Source organism: Lacticaseibacillus camelliae DSM 22697 = JCM 13995 (assembly GCF_001311195.1).
Lineage (GTDB): Bacteria > Bacillota > Bacilli > Lactobacillales > Lactobacillaceae > Lacticaseibacillus > Lacticaseibacillus camelliae.
The window spans coordinates 1-12,273 of record NZ_BBAJ01000002.1; the positions used below are offsets into that span (position 1 = coordinate 1).

The window sequence follows — 12,273 nt, forward strand, 5'->3', positions numbered from 1 at the left end:
GCGGTGTTGACGCTGCGCCCAAACGCCGCCGGTGGGGCATGCGCCTGCTACTGGCAGCCGCCGGAGTACTGCTGGCGACCGGTGGCGCCTTTGCCGTTAGCCCGGCAGTCGGTCAAGCGGTCGGGCAGGCCGTGAGTAACGCGACTTGGCTAAGCGAATTTTATTTACTTCACGGTGGGACGAACAGTGCTCGGACTTTTCACGTCAACGGCACCGCCAAGGCCTTGAACCAGCAAGTGACCTCGCATGGGCTTACAGTCCGGTTGGTTGAAGCCTATTACTCCGGGAAAACAATTGGGATCACCGGTGAGGTCACCGGGCTGACGCATGAGCAAATCTATCGAAACGGCGAAGACGAGCTGGGACTAGACAATCAAATTACGCCACTGCCAGGCGTGGAGGCTGATTCACTCGATTTTGCGCCGACCAAAACTGGTTACCGCTTCACTGAAACCTATCGCATCACCCGAGAGAAAGCGCCGACAAGCCTTCGCCTGCCCGTCACGATCACTCATATTAATGGGGTGCGTGGTGACTGGCGCTTTAGGCTCAATTTTCAGCAGAAGCCGGCGGTCACTCACGAGTTAAGTGGCAACTATACGCTCAGGCCTGGTGTCACACTGGTGCCGCTGCAAGCTGTGAAATATAGTCAAGGGGCGGAGTTGCGGTTCAACCTGACGTTTGATCAGGAACAGTATCTCGATGCCGCCATCACCGACATCAGAAGTGCCGATGGCCACTCCTTGCTTGACGTCAGCAATGGCTTCGACACGAAGAACGGCGTTAATTCTTTGCCGTTGAAACAGCTGCCCAACGCGGGGCAATCGTATCGTGTCCGGCTGGATTACCAGCTGAAGACTCAGAACCGGGGCCATACTGTGGTGCGCGAGATTGTACTCGTGCCTAAACCTAAGGGCACGCAATGATCATTGAACGTGTTGAATCTTGCACGCTCAGTCAGTTCCGAACTGGGTAACCGAAATTTGGCAGGCTGAACGGCGCCTAGTCGTCAACATTTTTTCTTTACACCGTCTGTCACCTATGCTAGAATTACATCTTGTGATAACTCACAAAACAACGATGTTCCGCTGGGCGGGATGCTTAAGAATGTCGACAAAGGAGCAGTTCTGATGAATCCATTAATTGCAGAAATTACCAAGTCCCAGCTGCGCACCGATATCCCAGACTTTCGGCCTGGCGATACGGTCCGTGTCCACGCGAAGATCGTCGAAGGCGACCGTGAACGTGTTCAGCTGTTTGAAGGCGTTGTGATCAAGCGCCGCGGCGTTGGCGTTAGCGCGACCTACACGGTTCGTAAGATTTCGAACGGTGTAGGCGTTGAGCGGACGTTCCCACTTAACACACCACGTGTTGAGAAGATCGACGTTGTCCGTCATGGCCAAGTCCGTCGGGCAAAGCTTTACTACCTGCGGGCACTCCGTGGGAAGGCTGCGCGGATCAAAGAGAAGCGCCGTTAATCCGAGAAGGCCGCGATTGCGGCCTTTTTTTTGATGCCGCGGAGGAACTATGGAAAAATTAATCACCGTCGTTTACTACCAACAAGGCTCGACTTTTCGCCTGATCAAAGCGTTCTCGTCGCCAACCCGCGCCGAAGAGTACCTGCGGATGATCCAGCACGCGCCGTTTCCGGGTGAGCAGCCGAGTGGTTACCAGCAAACAGTCTTACATCTGAACTAAGGAGTGAGCAGCATGGCACAACAGCCACAGGAACGCATTGACCGGATCAACGAGCTGGCCCACAAAGCCAAGGCTGAAGGGTTGACCGAGGAGGAAAAGGCCGAGCGGCAAAAGCTTCGTGAGGCCTACCTCAAAGATTTCCGGGCGGGGTTTGCGGATCAGCTTGAGACCACCCAGTTTTTCGACAAACAGGGTCACGAAATCACGCCGAAGAAAGTCCGCGAAGTGCAAAGAAAACGCGGATTGCGTAAAGATTAGCCTTTCAATCAATGCAAGCGTTTTGTACAATGAGAGAGTTGAATCTCACATGAAGGGGGGAATTTGAGATGATGTTCGCAATTGGGCTCATCGTTGGCCTGTTGGCCGGCGCTGTAGCCGGGTTCTTTGGGGCTCGCGCATATATGAAGAAGTACTTCCAAGATAATCCTCCTGTCAATGAGGAAATGCTGCAGAGCATGATGATGTCGATGGGTCAAAAGCCATCCCAGAAGAAGCTCAACCAGATGATGGCGCAGATGAAGCAGCAGCAAAAGAAAGCCAACAAGAAGTAGGCTTTGGGTTCTAGACTTGGAAACGGTCCGGCCATTTTTGGCTGGAGCGTTTTTCTTTTGGTCTGTTGCCGTTATTTCTCAGGGATTCGCTTGCAAACTCTTATCGTTTAATCATATAATTTTCAGACAGTGCGTTTTTGAGGAGGGCTGCTTGTAATGGGTATTTTTAAGAAACTGGGTTGGTATTTCAAACAGGAGTGGCGACGGTATTTGTTCGGGGTCGTCTTCCTGTTGCTGGTGGCCTTAGTCAACCTGATCCCGCCGCGCGTGATCGGCAGCCTGATCGATTTGATGGATGGGCACCAGTTGACGACGAGCAAGTTGTTTTTCATGCTCGGCCTGCTGGTCTTCGCCGGGGTCGGTCAGTACGTGTTCCGCTATGGCTGGCGCACCGCAATTTGGGGCGGCGCGGCCAAACTGGAAAAAACGCTGCGTTCGCGCCTGTTCTGGCATTTCATGAAAATGGATGCAACGTTCTACCAGCGCCACCGGACCGGGGACTTGATGGCCCATGCCACCAACGACCTGAACGCGATTCAAAACGTCGCGGGCGCTGGGATCTTGACCTTATTTGATTCCATCATTACTGGTTCGACGACAATCATCGCGATGATCATGTTTGTCGACTGGCGCTTGACCTTGCTGGCGATCTTGCCGATGCCGCTTTTGGCGATCATGGCCCGGAAGCTTGGCATGCGGCTGCACCGCGAGTTTTCGCGTTCACAGGCGGCCTTTTCGCGGCTGAACGACAAGACCCAAGAGTCCATTTCTGGGATCAAGGTCATCAAGACGTTTGGCCAGGATAAAGAAGATACCGAGGACTTCGACAAAATCGTCGATAAAACCATCGGCATCAACAAGCGGGTCAACTTCATTGATTCGTTGTTTGATCCGACGACCAGTCTGATCATGGGTATTACTTATATCATTACCATCATTTACGGCGGTCACTTGGTGATGAGCTCGGCAATCACCATTGGCCAACTGGTTTCGTTTGTTTCCTACGTGTCCGCGCTGGTTTGGCCCATGTTTGCGATCGGCCGGCTGTTTAACGTGCTGGAACGCGGGAATGCCTCCTACGACCGTGTCGCGAGTCTGTTGCGCGAAAAAAAGCGCGATCATCGAGGCGCCAGATGCGATTCAGACGCCGGCTCACGGCGACATTCGCTTCAAGGTCAACAAGTTCAGTTATCCGGACGACGATCATGCAACGTTGGTGAACGTCCACTTCACGCTGCCGGAAGGCGAGACCCTTGGCATTGTGGGGCGGGTCGGCGCCGGCAAGAGTACAATTTTCAAACTCCTGCTGCGCGAGTTTGACAACTACGACGGCGAGATCGACTTCGGCGGTCACAACATCAAGGAATACACACTTGATGCGCTGCTGGATTCGATCGGTTACGTGCCGCAGGATAACTTCCTATTCTCGACCACGGTCGCCGACAACATTCGCTTCTCTTCGTTTGATAAGCAGCAGGAGGAAGTCGAGGAAGCCGCGCGGGAAAGTGCTGTTCACAACGACATTCTGGACTTCACCGAAGGATACGGGACGCTGGTCGGCGAGCGCGGTGTTAGCCTGTCAGGTGGGCAAAAACAGCGTTTGGCGATCGCACGGGCGGTCATTACCACGCCAGAGCTGTTGATCCTTGACGATTCGCTCTCCGCGGTCGACGCGAAGACGGAAGCCGAGATCCTGCACAACCTGAAGCAGGAGCGGCAAAACAAGACCACCATCATTGCAGCGCAGCGCCTGAGCTCGGTGATGCATGCCAACCAGATTCTCGTCTTGGCTGACGGTCATGTGATCGAGCGCGGCACGCACGAGGAGCTGCTGAAGAACGACGTTGGTACGCCGAAATGTGGGCCAAGCAGGAGCTGCAAGGCGAAATCGAAACGAAGATTGAAGGTGAGACCCTTGGCTAAATATCAAAGTGCATGGTCTAAAAGCATTCCCGTGCGTGAACAAGTTCATATTTTCGGCCGGTTGATGGGTTACACCAAGAAGTACTGGAAGCAGTTCACCATGGCGCTGGTCGGCGCCGCCTTGCTGGCCGGAATGAACATCGCGTTGCCGTATGTGCTGCAGGTGTTCATGGATAAGTACCTGACCAACAAGAGCGCAACTGTGCAGATCATCCTGATCTTCGCGGTGGTTTACGCTTTCGGGACCATCATGAAAGGCCTGTTTCAGTTCATGCAGAACTTTGCCTTTCAGATGGGAGCCGAGCGCGGCCTTGAGGACGTGCGTCGAGCTTTATTCAAAAAGCTGCACACGCTGGGAATGCGCTACTTCGACCAAGTCCCGGCTGGTTCCATCGTCAGCCGTGTGACTAACGATACGATGACGTTGGCGGATTTTTGGAACGTTATTCTATCGGTGATTGTCGGTATGTTCTCGGTCATCTCCAGCTTCATCGCGATGTGGACCCTGAGCCCACGGATCGCGCTGTACGTATTGGCCTTCATGCCGCTGTTGATTTTTGCCATTTGGTATTACAGCCAGTACAGCTCCAAAGTCTACCGGCACATGCGCGAAAAGCTGTCCGAGCTGAACACGAAGCTTAACGAGTCGATCGAAGGCATTGGCATTATTCAACAGTTCAGGCAGGAAAACCGGATCACCAAGGAATTCGAAACGACTAACAACGACTACCTGGAGACGCGCAACGCGATGATCAAAACCAACTCGCTCTTGCTGTCGCCAATCATCAACCTGCTGTACAGTCTGGGCCTGGTTGTCGTTCTCTGGGCGTTTGGGGCGATGTCGATGGACACTGTGGTCAAAGCCGGGGTCGTTTACGCCTTCACTCAGTACGTGGCCAACTTCTTTAACCCAATGACCAACATGATGGACTCGTTGTCTTCACTGCAGGATGGGATCGTTGCGGGTAGTCGCATTTTCCACATTCTGGACGAAACAGAGTATGCACCAGCCCAAAACCCTGGTGCCAATGCCACCATCACGAAGGGGAAAATCGAGTTCCGGCACGTGTCCTTCGCGTATGACGGCAAGCACGATATTCTGCACGACATCAGCTTCATCGCCAATCCTGGCGAAACAGTCGCCTTAGTCGGGCACACCGGGTCTGGGAAGAGCTCGATCATCAACGTGATGATGCGCTTCTACGAATTCGGTACCGGCCAAATCCTGATCGATGATAAAGACATCCGTGATTACCCAATGCCGGAATTGCGGCAAAAGCTTGGGTTAGTCCTTCAGGATTCCTTCATGTTCTATGGGGATATTTCCTCGAACATTCGCCTGTTTAATGAAAACATTACCGATGAACAGGTCGAAGCGGCCGCGAAGTTTGTGCAAGCCGACTCCTTCATTGAAAAGCTGCCAAACAAGTATCACGCGCGCGTGATCGAGGGCGGCGCGCAGTTCTCCAGTGGTGAACGACAATTGCTGTCGTTTGCCCGGACCATTGTGACCGACCCGAAGATTCTGGTACTAGATGAAGCCACCGCGAACATTGATACGGAAACCGAAGCACTGATTCAAGAAGGGTTGCGGCGCCTGCGCAAGGGCCGGACGTCAATTGCCATTGCACACCGGCTGTCGACGATTCAAGATGCCAACTTGATCTTGGTGCTTGACGCTGGTCGGATCATTGAACGGGGCACCCATGAGGAACTACTGGCCAAGCATGGACGCTATTACGATATGTATGAGCTGCAAAATGGAACAATCACGGAATAAAATAAGAGTGCTGCGGACGTTCGCAGCACTCTTTTCTTTTCCCTCTGTGAAACAGTATTATGTGGACGATACAACAGATTCATACCCTTATAAAGGCAAAGCGCAAAATTGTTCTTTCATTAATGAAACAGGTGTGATAATCTTTGAAACAGATATTTGAAAGGAAGTCTTTGCCATGTCCAAACGTTTTGGGGCTGACCTTGTCGTCGAAAGCCTGATCAATCACCACGTGCCTTTTGTTTTTGGAATTCCCGGGGCGAAAATCGACCGCGTCTTTGAACGGCTGGAGCACCCAGTGGCAACGAACACGCCTAAGCTTATCGTGACCCGCCACGAACAAAATGCCGCCTTCATGGCCGCAGCAGTCGGACGTATGACCGGCGAGCCAGGTGTGGTTCTCACGACCTCTGGCCCAGGCGCGGCCAATCTGGCGACTGGGCTCGTCACGGCGACCGCAGAAGGTGATCCGGTCTTGGCGCTGTCCGGCCAGGTCCAGCGCAAGGACCTCCTGCGGTCGGCGCACCAAAGCATGCGCAACGCCGAGATGTTTGCGCCCATCACCAAGTACTCGGCCGAGGTGCAGGACGTGGACAACATCTCAGAACTGATGGCCAACGCTTGGCGCACTGCTGCGTCCGGCAAGCAAGGGGCCAGTTTTGTCTCGATTCCCCAAGATGTGACCGATGCGGAGACGGACAAAGCGGCGCTGGCGGTGAGTGACAAGCCGAAGCTCGGCCCCGCTTCCCTGAACGACATGGTCGATTTGGCCCGCCGCATCAAGGAAGCTGAGCTGCCGGTTTTGCTGCTGGGGATGCGCGCTTCTGCCCAAGATGTCACTGACTCGGTGCGCGACCTGTTGAAAACCGCGGCGATTCCAGTCGTGGAGACTTTTCAGGGCGCCGGCATTGTTTCGCACGACCAGGAGGATCACTTCTTCGGCCGGGTCGGGTTGTTCCGCAATCAACCAGGCGATCAGTTGCTGCAGCGCAGCGACCTCGTGATCGCCATTGGGTACGATCCCGTGGAGTATGAGCCGCGAAACTGGAATGCGGACGGGCGCGCCTCGATTGTGGTGATTGATTCGCAGGAAAGCGAGCTTGATCAGCACTTCCAGCCGCTTGAGGAGCTGGTGGGAGACATCTCGCAGACCCTTGAGTTGCTGATCCCGCAGGTGCGCGGTTATCATGTTGCCCCAGGAGCAGCGCATTACCTTGAAGGCCTGCAGGCTCAACTCAAAGCCAGCGATGTCCCGCCAGTCGCAAAAGCGAACCGCGTCCACCCGCTCAGCATTGTGGCTGCCCTGCAGACACGCGTGACCGACAGCATGACCGTGACCGTCGATGTGGGCTCGCACTATATTTGGATGGCGCGGCACTTCCGCAGTTACGAACCCCGCCGGCTGCTTTTTTCCAACGGGATGCAGACGCTGGGTGTAGCGCTGCCATGGGCAATTGCGGCCACGTTGGTGCGGCCCGGGGAGAAAGCCGTTTCCGTTTCCGGTGATGGTGGGTTCCTGTTTTCCGGGATGGAGCTGGAAACAGCCGTCCGTCTGCACGCCAACTTGGTTCACGTGATCTGGAACGATGGTCATTACGACATGGTGAAGTTCCAGGAGGAAATGAAGTATGGCCAATCGGCCGGGGTCGACTTCGGGCCGGTGGACTTTGTGAAGTACGCCGAGAGCTTCGGCGCCAAAGGGCTGCGCGTCGAGCGTCCAGATCAGCTTGGTGCCGTCCTAGATGAGGCATTTGCCGCCGATGGGCCGGTGATCGTCGACATCCCGGTTGATTACTCGGACAACGCGCAGCTGGGTGAAGCGATGCTGGCTGACCAGTTCTAAGGAGGGCACGATGAAAAAAAGACTTGTTATATCAGCACGGCACGCTTGGCGCGCTGGTGCCGGGCTTGCTGAATGGCACGCAACCGCTGAGCGAGCTGCTGACGCACGGTGACTTTGGTATCGGCACGCTGACCGGCCTGAACGGGGAGCTGATCATTCTGGGCGGCAAGGTCTACCAGGTCCAAGCCTCCGGCAAGGTGGCTGAAATCAGTTCTGGCAGCGTGCCGTTCGCCAACGTCCACTTTCCTGATTTTGGGGCGCCGCAGCGATTGAGGCCCGAACCGCGCAGGTGGTTCAGACTAAAATGCTGGCTCAAATCGGCACGCGGAATCTCTTCGCCGCAGTCTCGCTGCATGGGCGTTTCGCTCAGGTCAGGGCGCGTGCGGTAAAAGAGCAGCACCGGCCCTTTCCTGGGCTTGCAGCCACTGCGGCGGATCAGGCCGTGTTCAGCCGTCAGGACGTCACCGGCATGCTGATGGGGTACTGGTCGCCTCAGCTGTACGCGGGAATGGCCTCGCCAGGGTTCCACCTGCATTTTTTTGAGCGATGACCACGACTTCGGCGGGCACGTGCTGGATTTTGCTGGCGTTACCGGTGAGCTTGCCACCCAGCGGTTCAGCGATGTTCAGTTGCACCTGCCTGCCGCCGACACTGAGTTCCTGCAGGCTGACCTTGAAGGCGATTTGCTGGCCGATATTACCAAAGCCGAGCACTGATCTTGCGGCCACCAGCTCATTTTGAGTTGGTGGTTTTTGCTTTTCAGGCGGGGTTCAGGTATAAGGGGGATAGGCAAAGGAGGTCATGTCGATGATTCGCATTGCAACGGAAGCAGATATCCCAGCCGTGGTGAAGCTATTTCATGATTACTACCAAACTAGTACGGTGCCGCACGACTTTGACGATGACAAGATGACGGCATTTTTGACTGATCGCCTGAAAAATCAGCAGGCGGGCCTGTTAGTGGGCGTGGCAGATGACCAGGTCGTCGCCTTTGCGCTGCTTTACGTCACCCAAAACACGCGGGATCTGGGCCCTCAGGTCATCATCAACGACGTGTTCGTTGCCGCCGCATACCGCCGGCGGGGGATCGCCCGGCAGCTGATGACCGCAAGCTTTAACTGGGGCCGCCAGCACGGCGCTAGGCACGTGACCTGGCAGACCAGAACGACCAATGCCGCGGCCCAGCCGTTGTATGATCAACTGGGTCAGCGGGAAAGCGGCTGGATCCATTACGATCACGATTTACCAGATTAAAAAACGCCCGGCAATTAGTTTGACGGACGTACTTGGCGCAGTGGAAAGCTGCGCTATTTATTTGCCGTGGCGGAAGCCGTAAGCGAAGTAGATCAGCAGGCCGATTCCAAACCAGATGAGGCTCATCATCCAGGTCTCTTTTGAAAGCTGGCTCATCAGCAACAAGCAAAAGAGAAACGACACGACCGGGACGACTGGGTAACCTGGCACTTTAAACCCGGGGTTGTGAATCTGCTCGTGCTTACGCAACGGCAAAATGCCTAGGCTGACAATGGCAAAAGCGATCAGGGTCCCAATGTTGACTAGGTTGACCAGCTGAGTCAACGGCACGAGACCGCCAAGCACAGCGATGACGATGGTGACCGTGGTGAGCGCGTGATGGGGCAGCTGGTTCTTGACCTCGCCGAACCATTTTGGCAAGAGACCGTCGCGGCCGATTGCGTAGACCAAGCGCGAGCTAGAGTAGATCATGGTGACCATCATTGTGAACATGCCCGCCAGTGCGCCGACTGCAATGATGCCGGCGAGCTGCGGCTGGTGGATGAAGTTCAGCGCGAACGACACCGGATCGGCCACGTTGAGGTGCGTGTACTTCACCATGCCGGTTAAAACGATTGCGACCAGCACATACAGGATGGTGGCGATGATCAAGGTGCCAATGATGCCGCGCGGCAGGGTCTTCTGCGGCTTTTTTCACTTCAGGCGCGCTGGCTGAAACGGCGTCAAAGCCCAGATAGGCAAAAAAGACGAGCGACGCGCCGGCGAGAATGCCCTTGACGCCGAACGGCATGAAGGGGTGCCAGTTAACCGGCTTGATGTAAAAAGCCCCGACGACCACGAAGATGCCGATGATCAGCAGCTTAACGAGGACCATCGCGCGATTCACCGCCATGGAGGTGTTCATGCCGCGTGAAAGCATGGAGCCGATCAGCAGGATGACGAGCACCGCGATCAGGTTGATGTAGGTGCCATGCGCCGGATCAAACGCGCCACTGATGGCTTGAGGCAGGTGCAGGCCGAAACCGCTGATCAGACTGGCGAAGTAGGCGGAAAAACTAGTCGACACAACGGCCACCGCCAGCATGTATTCGAGGATCAAGGCCCAGCCGATCACCCAGCCGACCAGCTGACCGAAGACGATGCTGCCATAGGCATAGGCGGAGCCGGCCACAGGCAGGGCCGAAGCAAACTCGGCGTAGCACATCGCTGCTAGCGAGCAAACCACCGCGGCCAAGACAAAGGCCAGCGTGATGGCTGGCCCACTAGTCGTTGCCGCGACCGTGCCTGGTAAAATAAAGATCCCGGTGCCAATCACGGCACCGATGCCCAGGGCGATCAGGTCCCGAGTGGTCAGCGTGCGCGCCAGCTGGTGGTCCGCATTGAGGGTGCTTTCCACGTCTGGCTTGTGCGTGATGCGCTGCCAAAAGCTCGGTTTACTCATTTAACTTTGCCAGCCTCCTTTTCCGCTAGGTACTTCTTCTGATCCGGCACGTACTTGAAGGTCGGGTCGATTGCCTTATCGATGGCGTCAAAAGACTGCTGCATCTGTTCGCCAAGCTGGGCGGTCATTGCGTCCGTCACGCGGCCTGCGGGCACGGTGATGGGATCGCCGAACCGGACGGTGATGCGCTTGCGCAGAAAAATGTGTGAGAACTTGACCGGTCCTTGGTAAACGGCCGGGACGATCGGCACCTTGGCGAGCTTGGCAATCAAAACCGCGCCGCCCTTGAGCTGCTGCGAGTAGCGCGAGCCGGAAGGAAAAATCATTACGGCCAACTTGCCCTCTTTTAATGTACGCACAGGGATCTTGATGGTGCTTGGGCCGGGGTTTGCCCGGTTGACGGGAAAGGCGTTGGCATGGTCAAGAATCCAGCGTAAAATAGGATTCTTGAAGAGCTCCTCCTTGGCCATGAATGAGTATTTGCGTGGGCTGCCAGCCAGCGCGAAGAAAAGCGGGTCCCACCAGGTGCGGTGGGGGCCAACGAGCACGTATGGCCCGTCCGGCAAGGCTTGCTTATTTTCGTAATGGGTGTTGCCGTTGATCAGCAGGACAAGGACCCGCACGACCCAGCGGATGAATGAATAAAACATGATGTTCATTCCTTCCATAAAATGCCGCTTGCGGCTTAGGATATTGTTCGATAAATTATACCACAAACGCTTTACGGCGTTAGCAGGAGGCCATGGCATGGGTGAAGTTGCTTTAGAGCCAGATGAACGCGTTGACGAGCTCAAGGGAGCCGGCATTCGCATTATTCAAAGTCCACAAGTCTTTGCGTTTTCGTTGGATGCGGTGCTGCTTGCAGACTTTGCCATGATCAAAAAGACGAGTCGAGTCGTTGACCTGGCCGCTGGCAATGGGGCAGTGGGTCTGTTCGTGGCCCGTAAAACCACCAACCAGGTGACACTCATCGAACTGCAAGCCAGGCTAGCAGATATGGCGCAGCGCAGCGTCCGGTTGAACGACCTGACCAACGTTGATGTGCACCAGCAAGACCTGAAGGATGCCACTCAGATCGTGTCCAAAGATTCGGTCGACGTGGTGACCTGCAATCCGCCGTACTTCAAGGTGACCGATCAGTCGTTGACCAACCCCAATGACCACCTGGCTCTGGCTCGCCATGAGTTGACCACCAATTTTCAAACGGTCTGTCAAACCGCGGCGAGCCTGCTGAAGTACCAGGGAAAGGCGTTTTTCGTGCACCGACCGGAGCGGCTTGAAGAATTGCTCTCAACCATGGCGGCCGCGGACCTTGCCCCTAAGCGCGTGCGGTTCATTCACCCCAAGGCGGACCGCGAGGCGAACATGGTCCTGCTGGAAGGCATTCGCTCTGGCAAACCGGCGGGGATGCGCATCCTGCCACCACTGGTGGTGTACGGATCTGATGGGCGTTACGGGGAAGAGGTGCAGCACTTACTTTATGGCTAAATACTTCTTTTACGTCCTGCTGTGCGCTGATGGGACATTCTATGGTGGTTATTCGACGGACGTGACTGCGCGCGTGGCCACCCACAACGCAGGGAAAGGGGCCAAGTACACGAAGACTCGGCGGCCGGTGCGGCTGATTTACTCGGCAGGTTTTGACAACGAACACGATGCGCTGTCAGCAGAGTGGCATTTTAAACACCAAAGTCGGGCCGCAAAAGAGGCGTTTCTGGCGGCCCATCAGGTGCACTGGTAAGTCCTGCACCTAGCAAATAAAGTTGCACAACGCTGGTTTTCTCTG

Annotated in this window: 14 protein-coding genes and 2 pseudogenes; 14 read left to right on the top strand and 2 right to left on the bottom strand. The window is 55.5% G+C overall.

Going from position 1 to position 12,273, the window contains the following annotated elements:
* The 12 genes and pseudogenes from JCM13995_RS00415 to JCM13995_RS00455 form a co-directional block, all read left to right on the top strand.
* Window positions 1–926: DUF4179 domain-containing protein (locus JCM13995_RS00415; protein ID WP_156314259.1), on the top strand; the 926-nt coding region annotated here is incomplete at its 5' end.
* A 204-nt stretch (window positions 927–1,130) separates the two neighbouring features.
* On the top strand, window positions 1,131–1,478 hold the full coding sequence (rplS, locus tag JCM13995_RS00420; protein ID WP_054661399.1) for a 50S ribosomal protein L19: 348 nt from the start codon (window positions 1,131–1,133) through the stop codon (window positions 1,476–1,478).
* A gap of 49 nt (window positions 1,479–1,527) precedes the next feature.
* Complete coding sequence (locus JCM13995_RS15140; protein WP_169790463.1) at window positions 1,528–1,698, top strand: hypothetical protein; 171 nt, start codon at window positions 1,528–1,530, stop codon at window positions 1,696–1,698.
* Window positions 1,699–1,710: 12 nt separating this feature from the next.
* The gene (locus JCM13995_RS00425; RefSeq protein WP_054661402.1) at window positions 1,711–1,956 is read left to right on the top strand and encodes a DUF896 domain-containing protein; all 246 of its coding nucleotides are present in this window, start codon (window positions 1,711–1,713) and stop codon (window positions 1,954–1,956) included.
* A 68-nt stretch (window positions 1,957–2,024) separates the two neighbouring features.
* Window positions 2,025–2,249: a YneF family protein gene (locus JCM13995_RS00430; protein WP_054661405.1), complete on the top strand. Its 225-nt coding sequence runs from the start codon at window positions 2,025–2,027 to the stop codon at window positions 2,247–2,249.
* A gap of 156 nt (window positions 2,250–2,405) precedes the next feature.
* A pseudogene (locus JCM13995_RS15320) lies at window positions 2,406–4,172 on the top strand (ABC transporter ATP-binding protein).
* Window positions 4,165–5,952, top strand: coding sequence for an ABC transporter ATP-binding protein (locus JCM13995_RS00440; protein ID WP_054661408.1), 1,788 nt, complete (start codon window positions 4,165–4,167; stop codon window positions 5,950–5,952). The pseudogene JCM13995_RS15320 and the gene JCM13995_RS00440 overlap by 8 nt, the downstream one beginning before the upstream one ends.
* A 175-nt stretch (window positions 5,953–6,127) precedes the next feature.
* Window positions 6,128–7,792 carry an acetolactate synthase AlsS gene (alsS, locus tag JCM13995_RS00445; RefSeq protein WP_054661411.1) on the top strand — a complete coding sequence of 555 codons (1,665 nt, stop codon included), beginning with the start codon at window positions 6,128–6,130 and terminating at the stop codon, window positions 7,790–7,792.
* A 23-nt stretch (window positions 7,793–7,815) separates the two neighbouring features.
* Entirely contained in the window at window positions 7,816–8,181 is a 366-nt protein-coding gene (locus JCM13995_RS16525) for an acetolactate decarboxylase (RefSeq protein ID WP_156314260.1), read from the top strand.
* Window positions 8,097–8,342, top strand: coding sequence for an acetolactate decarboxylase (locus JCM13995_RS16530; RefSeq protein WP_156314261.1), 246 nt, complete (start codon window positions 8,097–8,099; stop codon window positions 8,340–8,342). The genes JCM13995_RS16525 and JCM13995_RS16530 overlap by 85 nt, the downstream gene beginning before the upstream one ends.
* Complete coding sequence (locus JCM13995_RS16535; RefSeq protein WP_263849523.1) at window positions 8,332–8,508, top strand: acetolactate decarboxylase; 177 nt, start codon at window positions 8,332–8,334, stop codon at window positions 8,506–8,508. The genes JCM13995_RS16530 and JCM13995_RS16535 overlap by 11 nt, the downstream gene beginning before the upstream one ends.
* Window positions 8,509–8,599: 91 nt before the next feature.
* The gene (locus JCM13995_RS00455) at window positions 8,600–9,046 is read left to right on the top strand and encodes a GNAT family N-acetyltransferase (protein WP_054661413.1); all 447 of its coding nucleotides are present in this window, start codon (window positions 8,600–8,602) and stop codon (window positions 9,044–9,046) included.
* A 57-nt stretch (window positions 9,047–9,103) separates the two neighbouring features.
* Here the strand turns inward: JCM13995_RS00455 and JCM13995_RS00460 are convergent.
* Window positions 9,104–10,487, bottom strand: a pseudogene (locus JCM13995_RS00460) (APC family permease).
* Entirely contained in the window at window positions 10,484–11,137 is a 654-nt protein-coding gene (locus JCM13995_RS00465) for a lysophospholipid acyltransferase family protein (RefSeq protein WP_054661523.1), read from the bottom strand. The pseudogene JCM13995_RS00460 and the gene JCM13995_RS00465 overlap by 4 nt, the downstream one beginning before the upstream one ends.
* Window positions 11,138–11,234: 97 nt before the next feature.
* Between JCM13995_RS00465 and JCM13995_RS00470 the strand changes: the two genes are divergently transcribed.
* Both JCM13995_RS00470 and JCM13995_RS00475 read left to right on the top strand, forming a co-directional pair.
* A complete protein-coding gene (locus tag JCM13995_RS00470) occupies window positions 11,235–11,975 on the top strand; it encodes a tRNA1(Val) (adenine(37)-N6)-methyltransferase (RefSeq protein WP_054661416.1) in 741 nt (246 codons plus the stop codon).
* Window positions 11,968–12,228: a GIY-YIG nuclease family protein gene (locus tag JCM13995_RS00475; protein ID WP_054661419.1), complete on the top strand. Its 261-nt coding sequence runs from the start codon at window positions 11,968–11,970 to the stop codon at window positions 12,226–12,228. The genes JCM13995_RS00470 and JCM13995_RS00475 overlap by 8 nt, the downstream gene beginning before the upstream one ends.
* Window positions 12,229–12,273 lie beyond the last annotated feature (45 nt).

Coding starts and splice junctions, on each gene's coding strand:
- rplS (WP_054661399.1), top strand. CDS start 1,131: ATGAATCCATTAATTGCAGAAATTACCAAGTCCCAGCTGCGCACCGAT.
- JCM13995_RS15140 (WP_169790463.1), top strand. CDS start 1,528: ATGGAAAAATTAATCACCGTCGTTTACTACCAACAAGGCTCGACTTTT.
- JCM13995_RS00425 (WP_054661402.1), top strand. CDS start 1,711: ATGGCACAACAGCCACAGGAACGCATTGACCGGATCAACGAGCTGGCC.
- JCM13995_RS00430 (WP_054661405.1), top strand. CDS start 2,025: ATGATGTTCGCAATTGGGCTCATCGTTGGCCTGTTGGCCGGCGCTGTA.
- alsS (WP_054661411.1), top strand. CDS start 6,128: ATGTCCAAACGTTTTGGGGCTGACCTTGTCGTCGAAAGCCTGATCAAT.
- JCM13995_RS16530 (WP_156314261.1), top strand. CDS start 8,097: ATGCTGGCTCAAATCGGCACGCGGAATCTCTTCGCCGCAGTCTCGCTG.
- JCM13995_RS00455 (WP_054661413.1), top strand. CDS start 8,600: ATGATTCGCATTGCAACGGAAGCAGATATCCCAGCCGTGGTGAAGCTA.
- JCM13995_RS00465 (WP_054661523.1), bottom strand. CDS start 11,137: ATGTTTTATTCATTCATCCGCTGGGTCGTGCGGGTCCTTGTCCTGCTG.
- JCM13995_RS00470 (WP_054661416.1), top strand. CDS start 11,235: ATGGGTGAAGTTGCTTTAGAGCCAGATGAACGCGTTGACGAGCTCAAG.
- JCM13995_RS00475 (WP_054661419.1), top strand. CDS start 11,968: ATGGCTAAATACTTCTTTTACGTCCTGCTGTGCGCTGATGGGACATTC.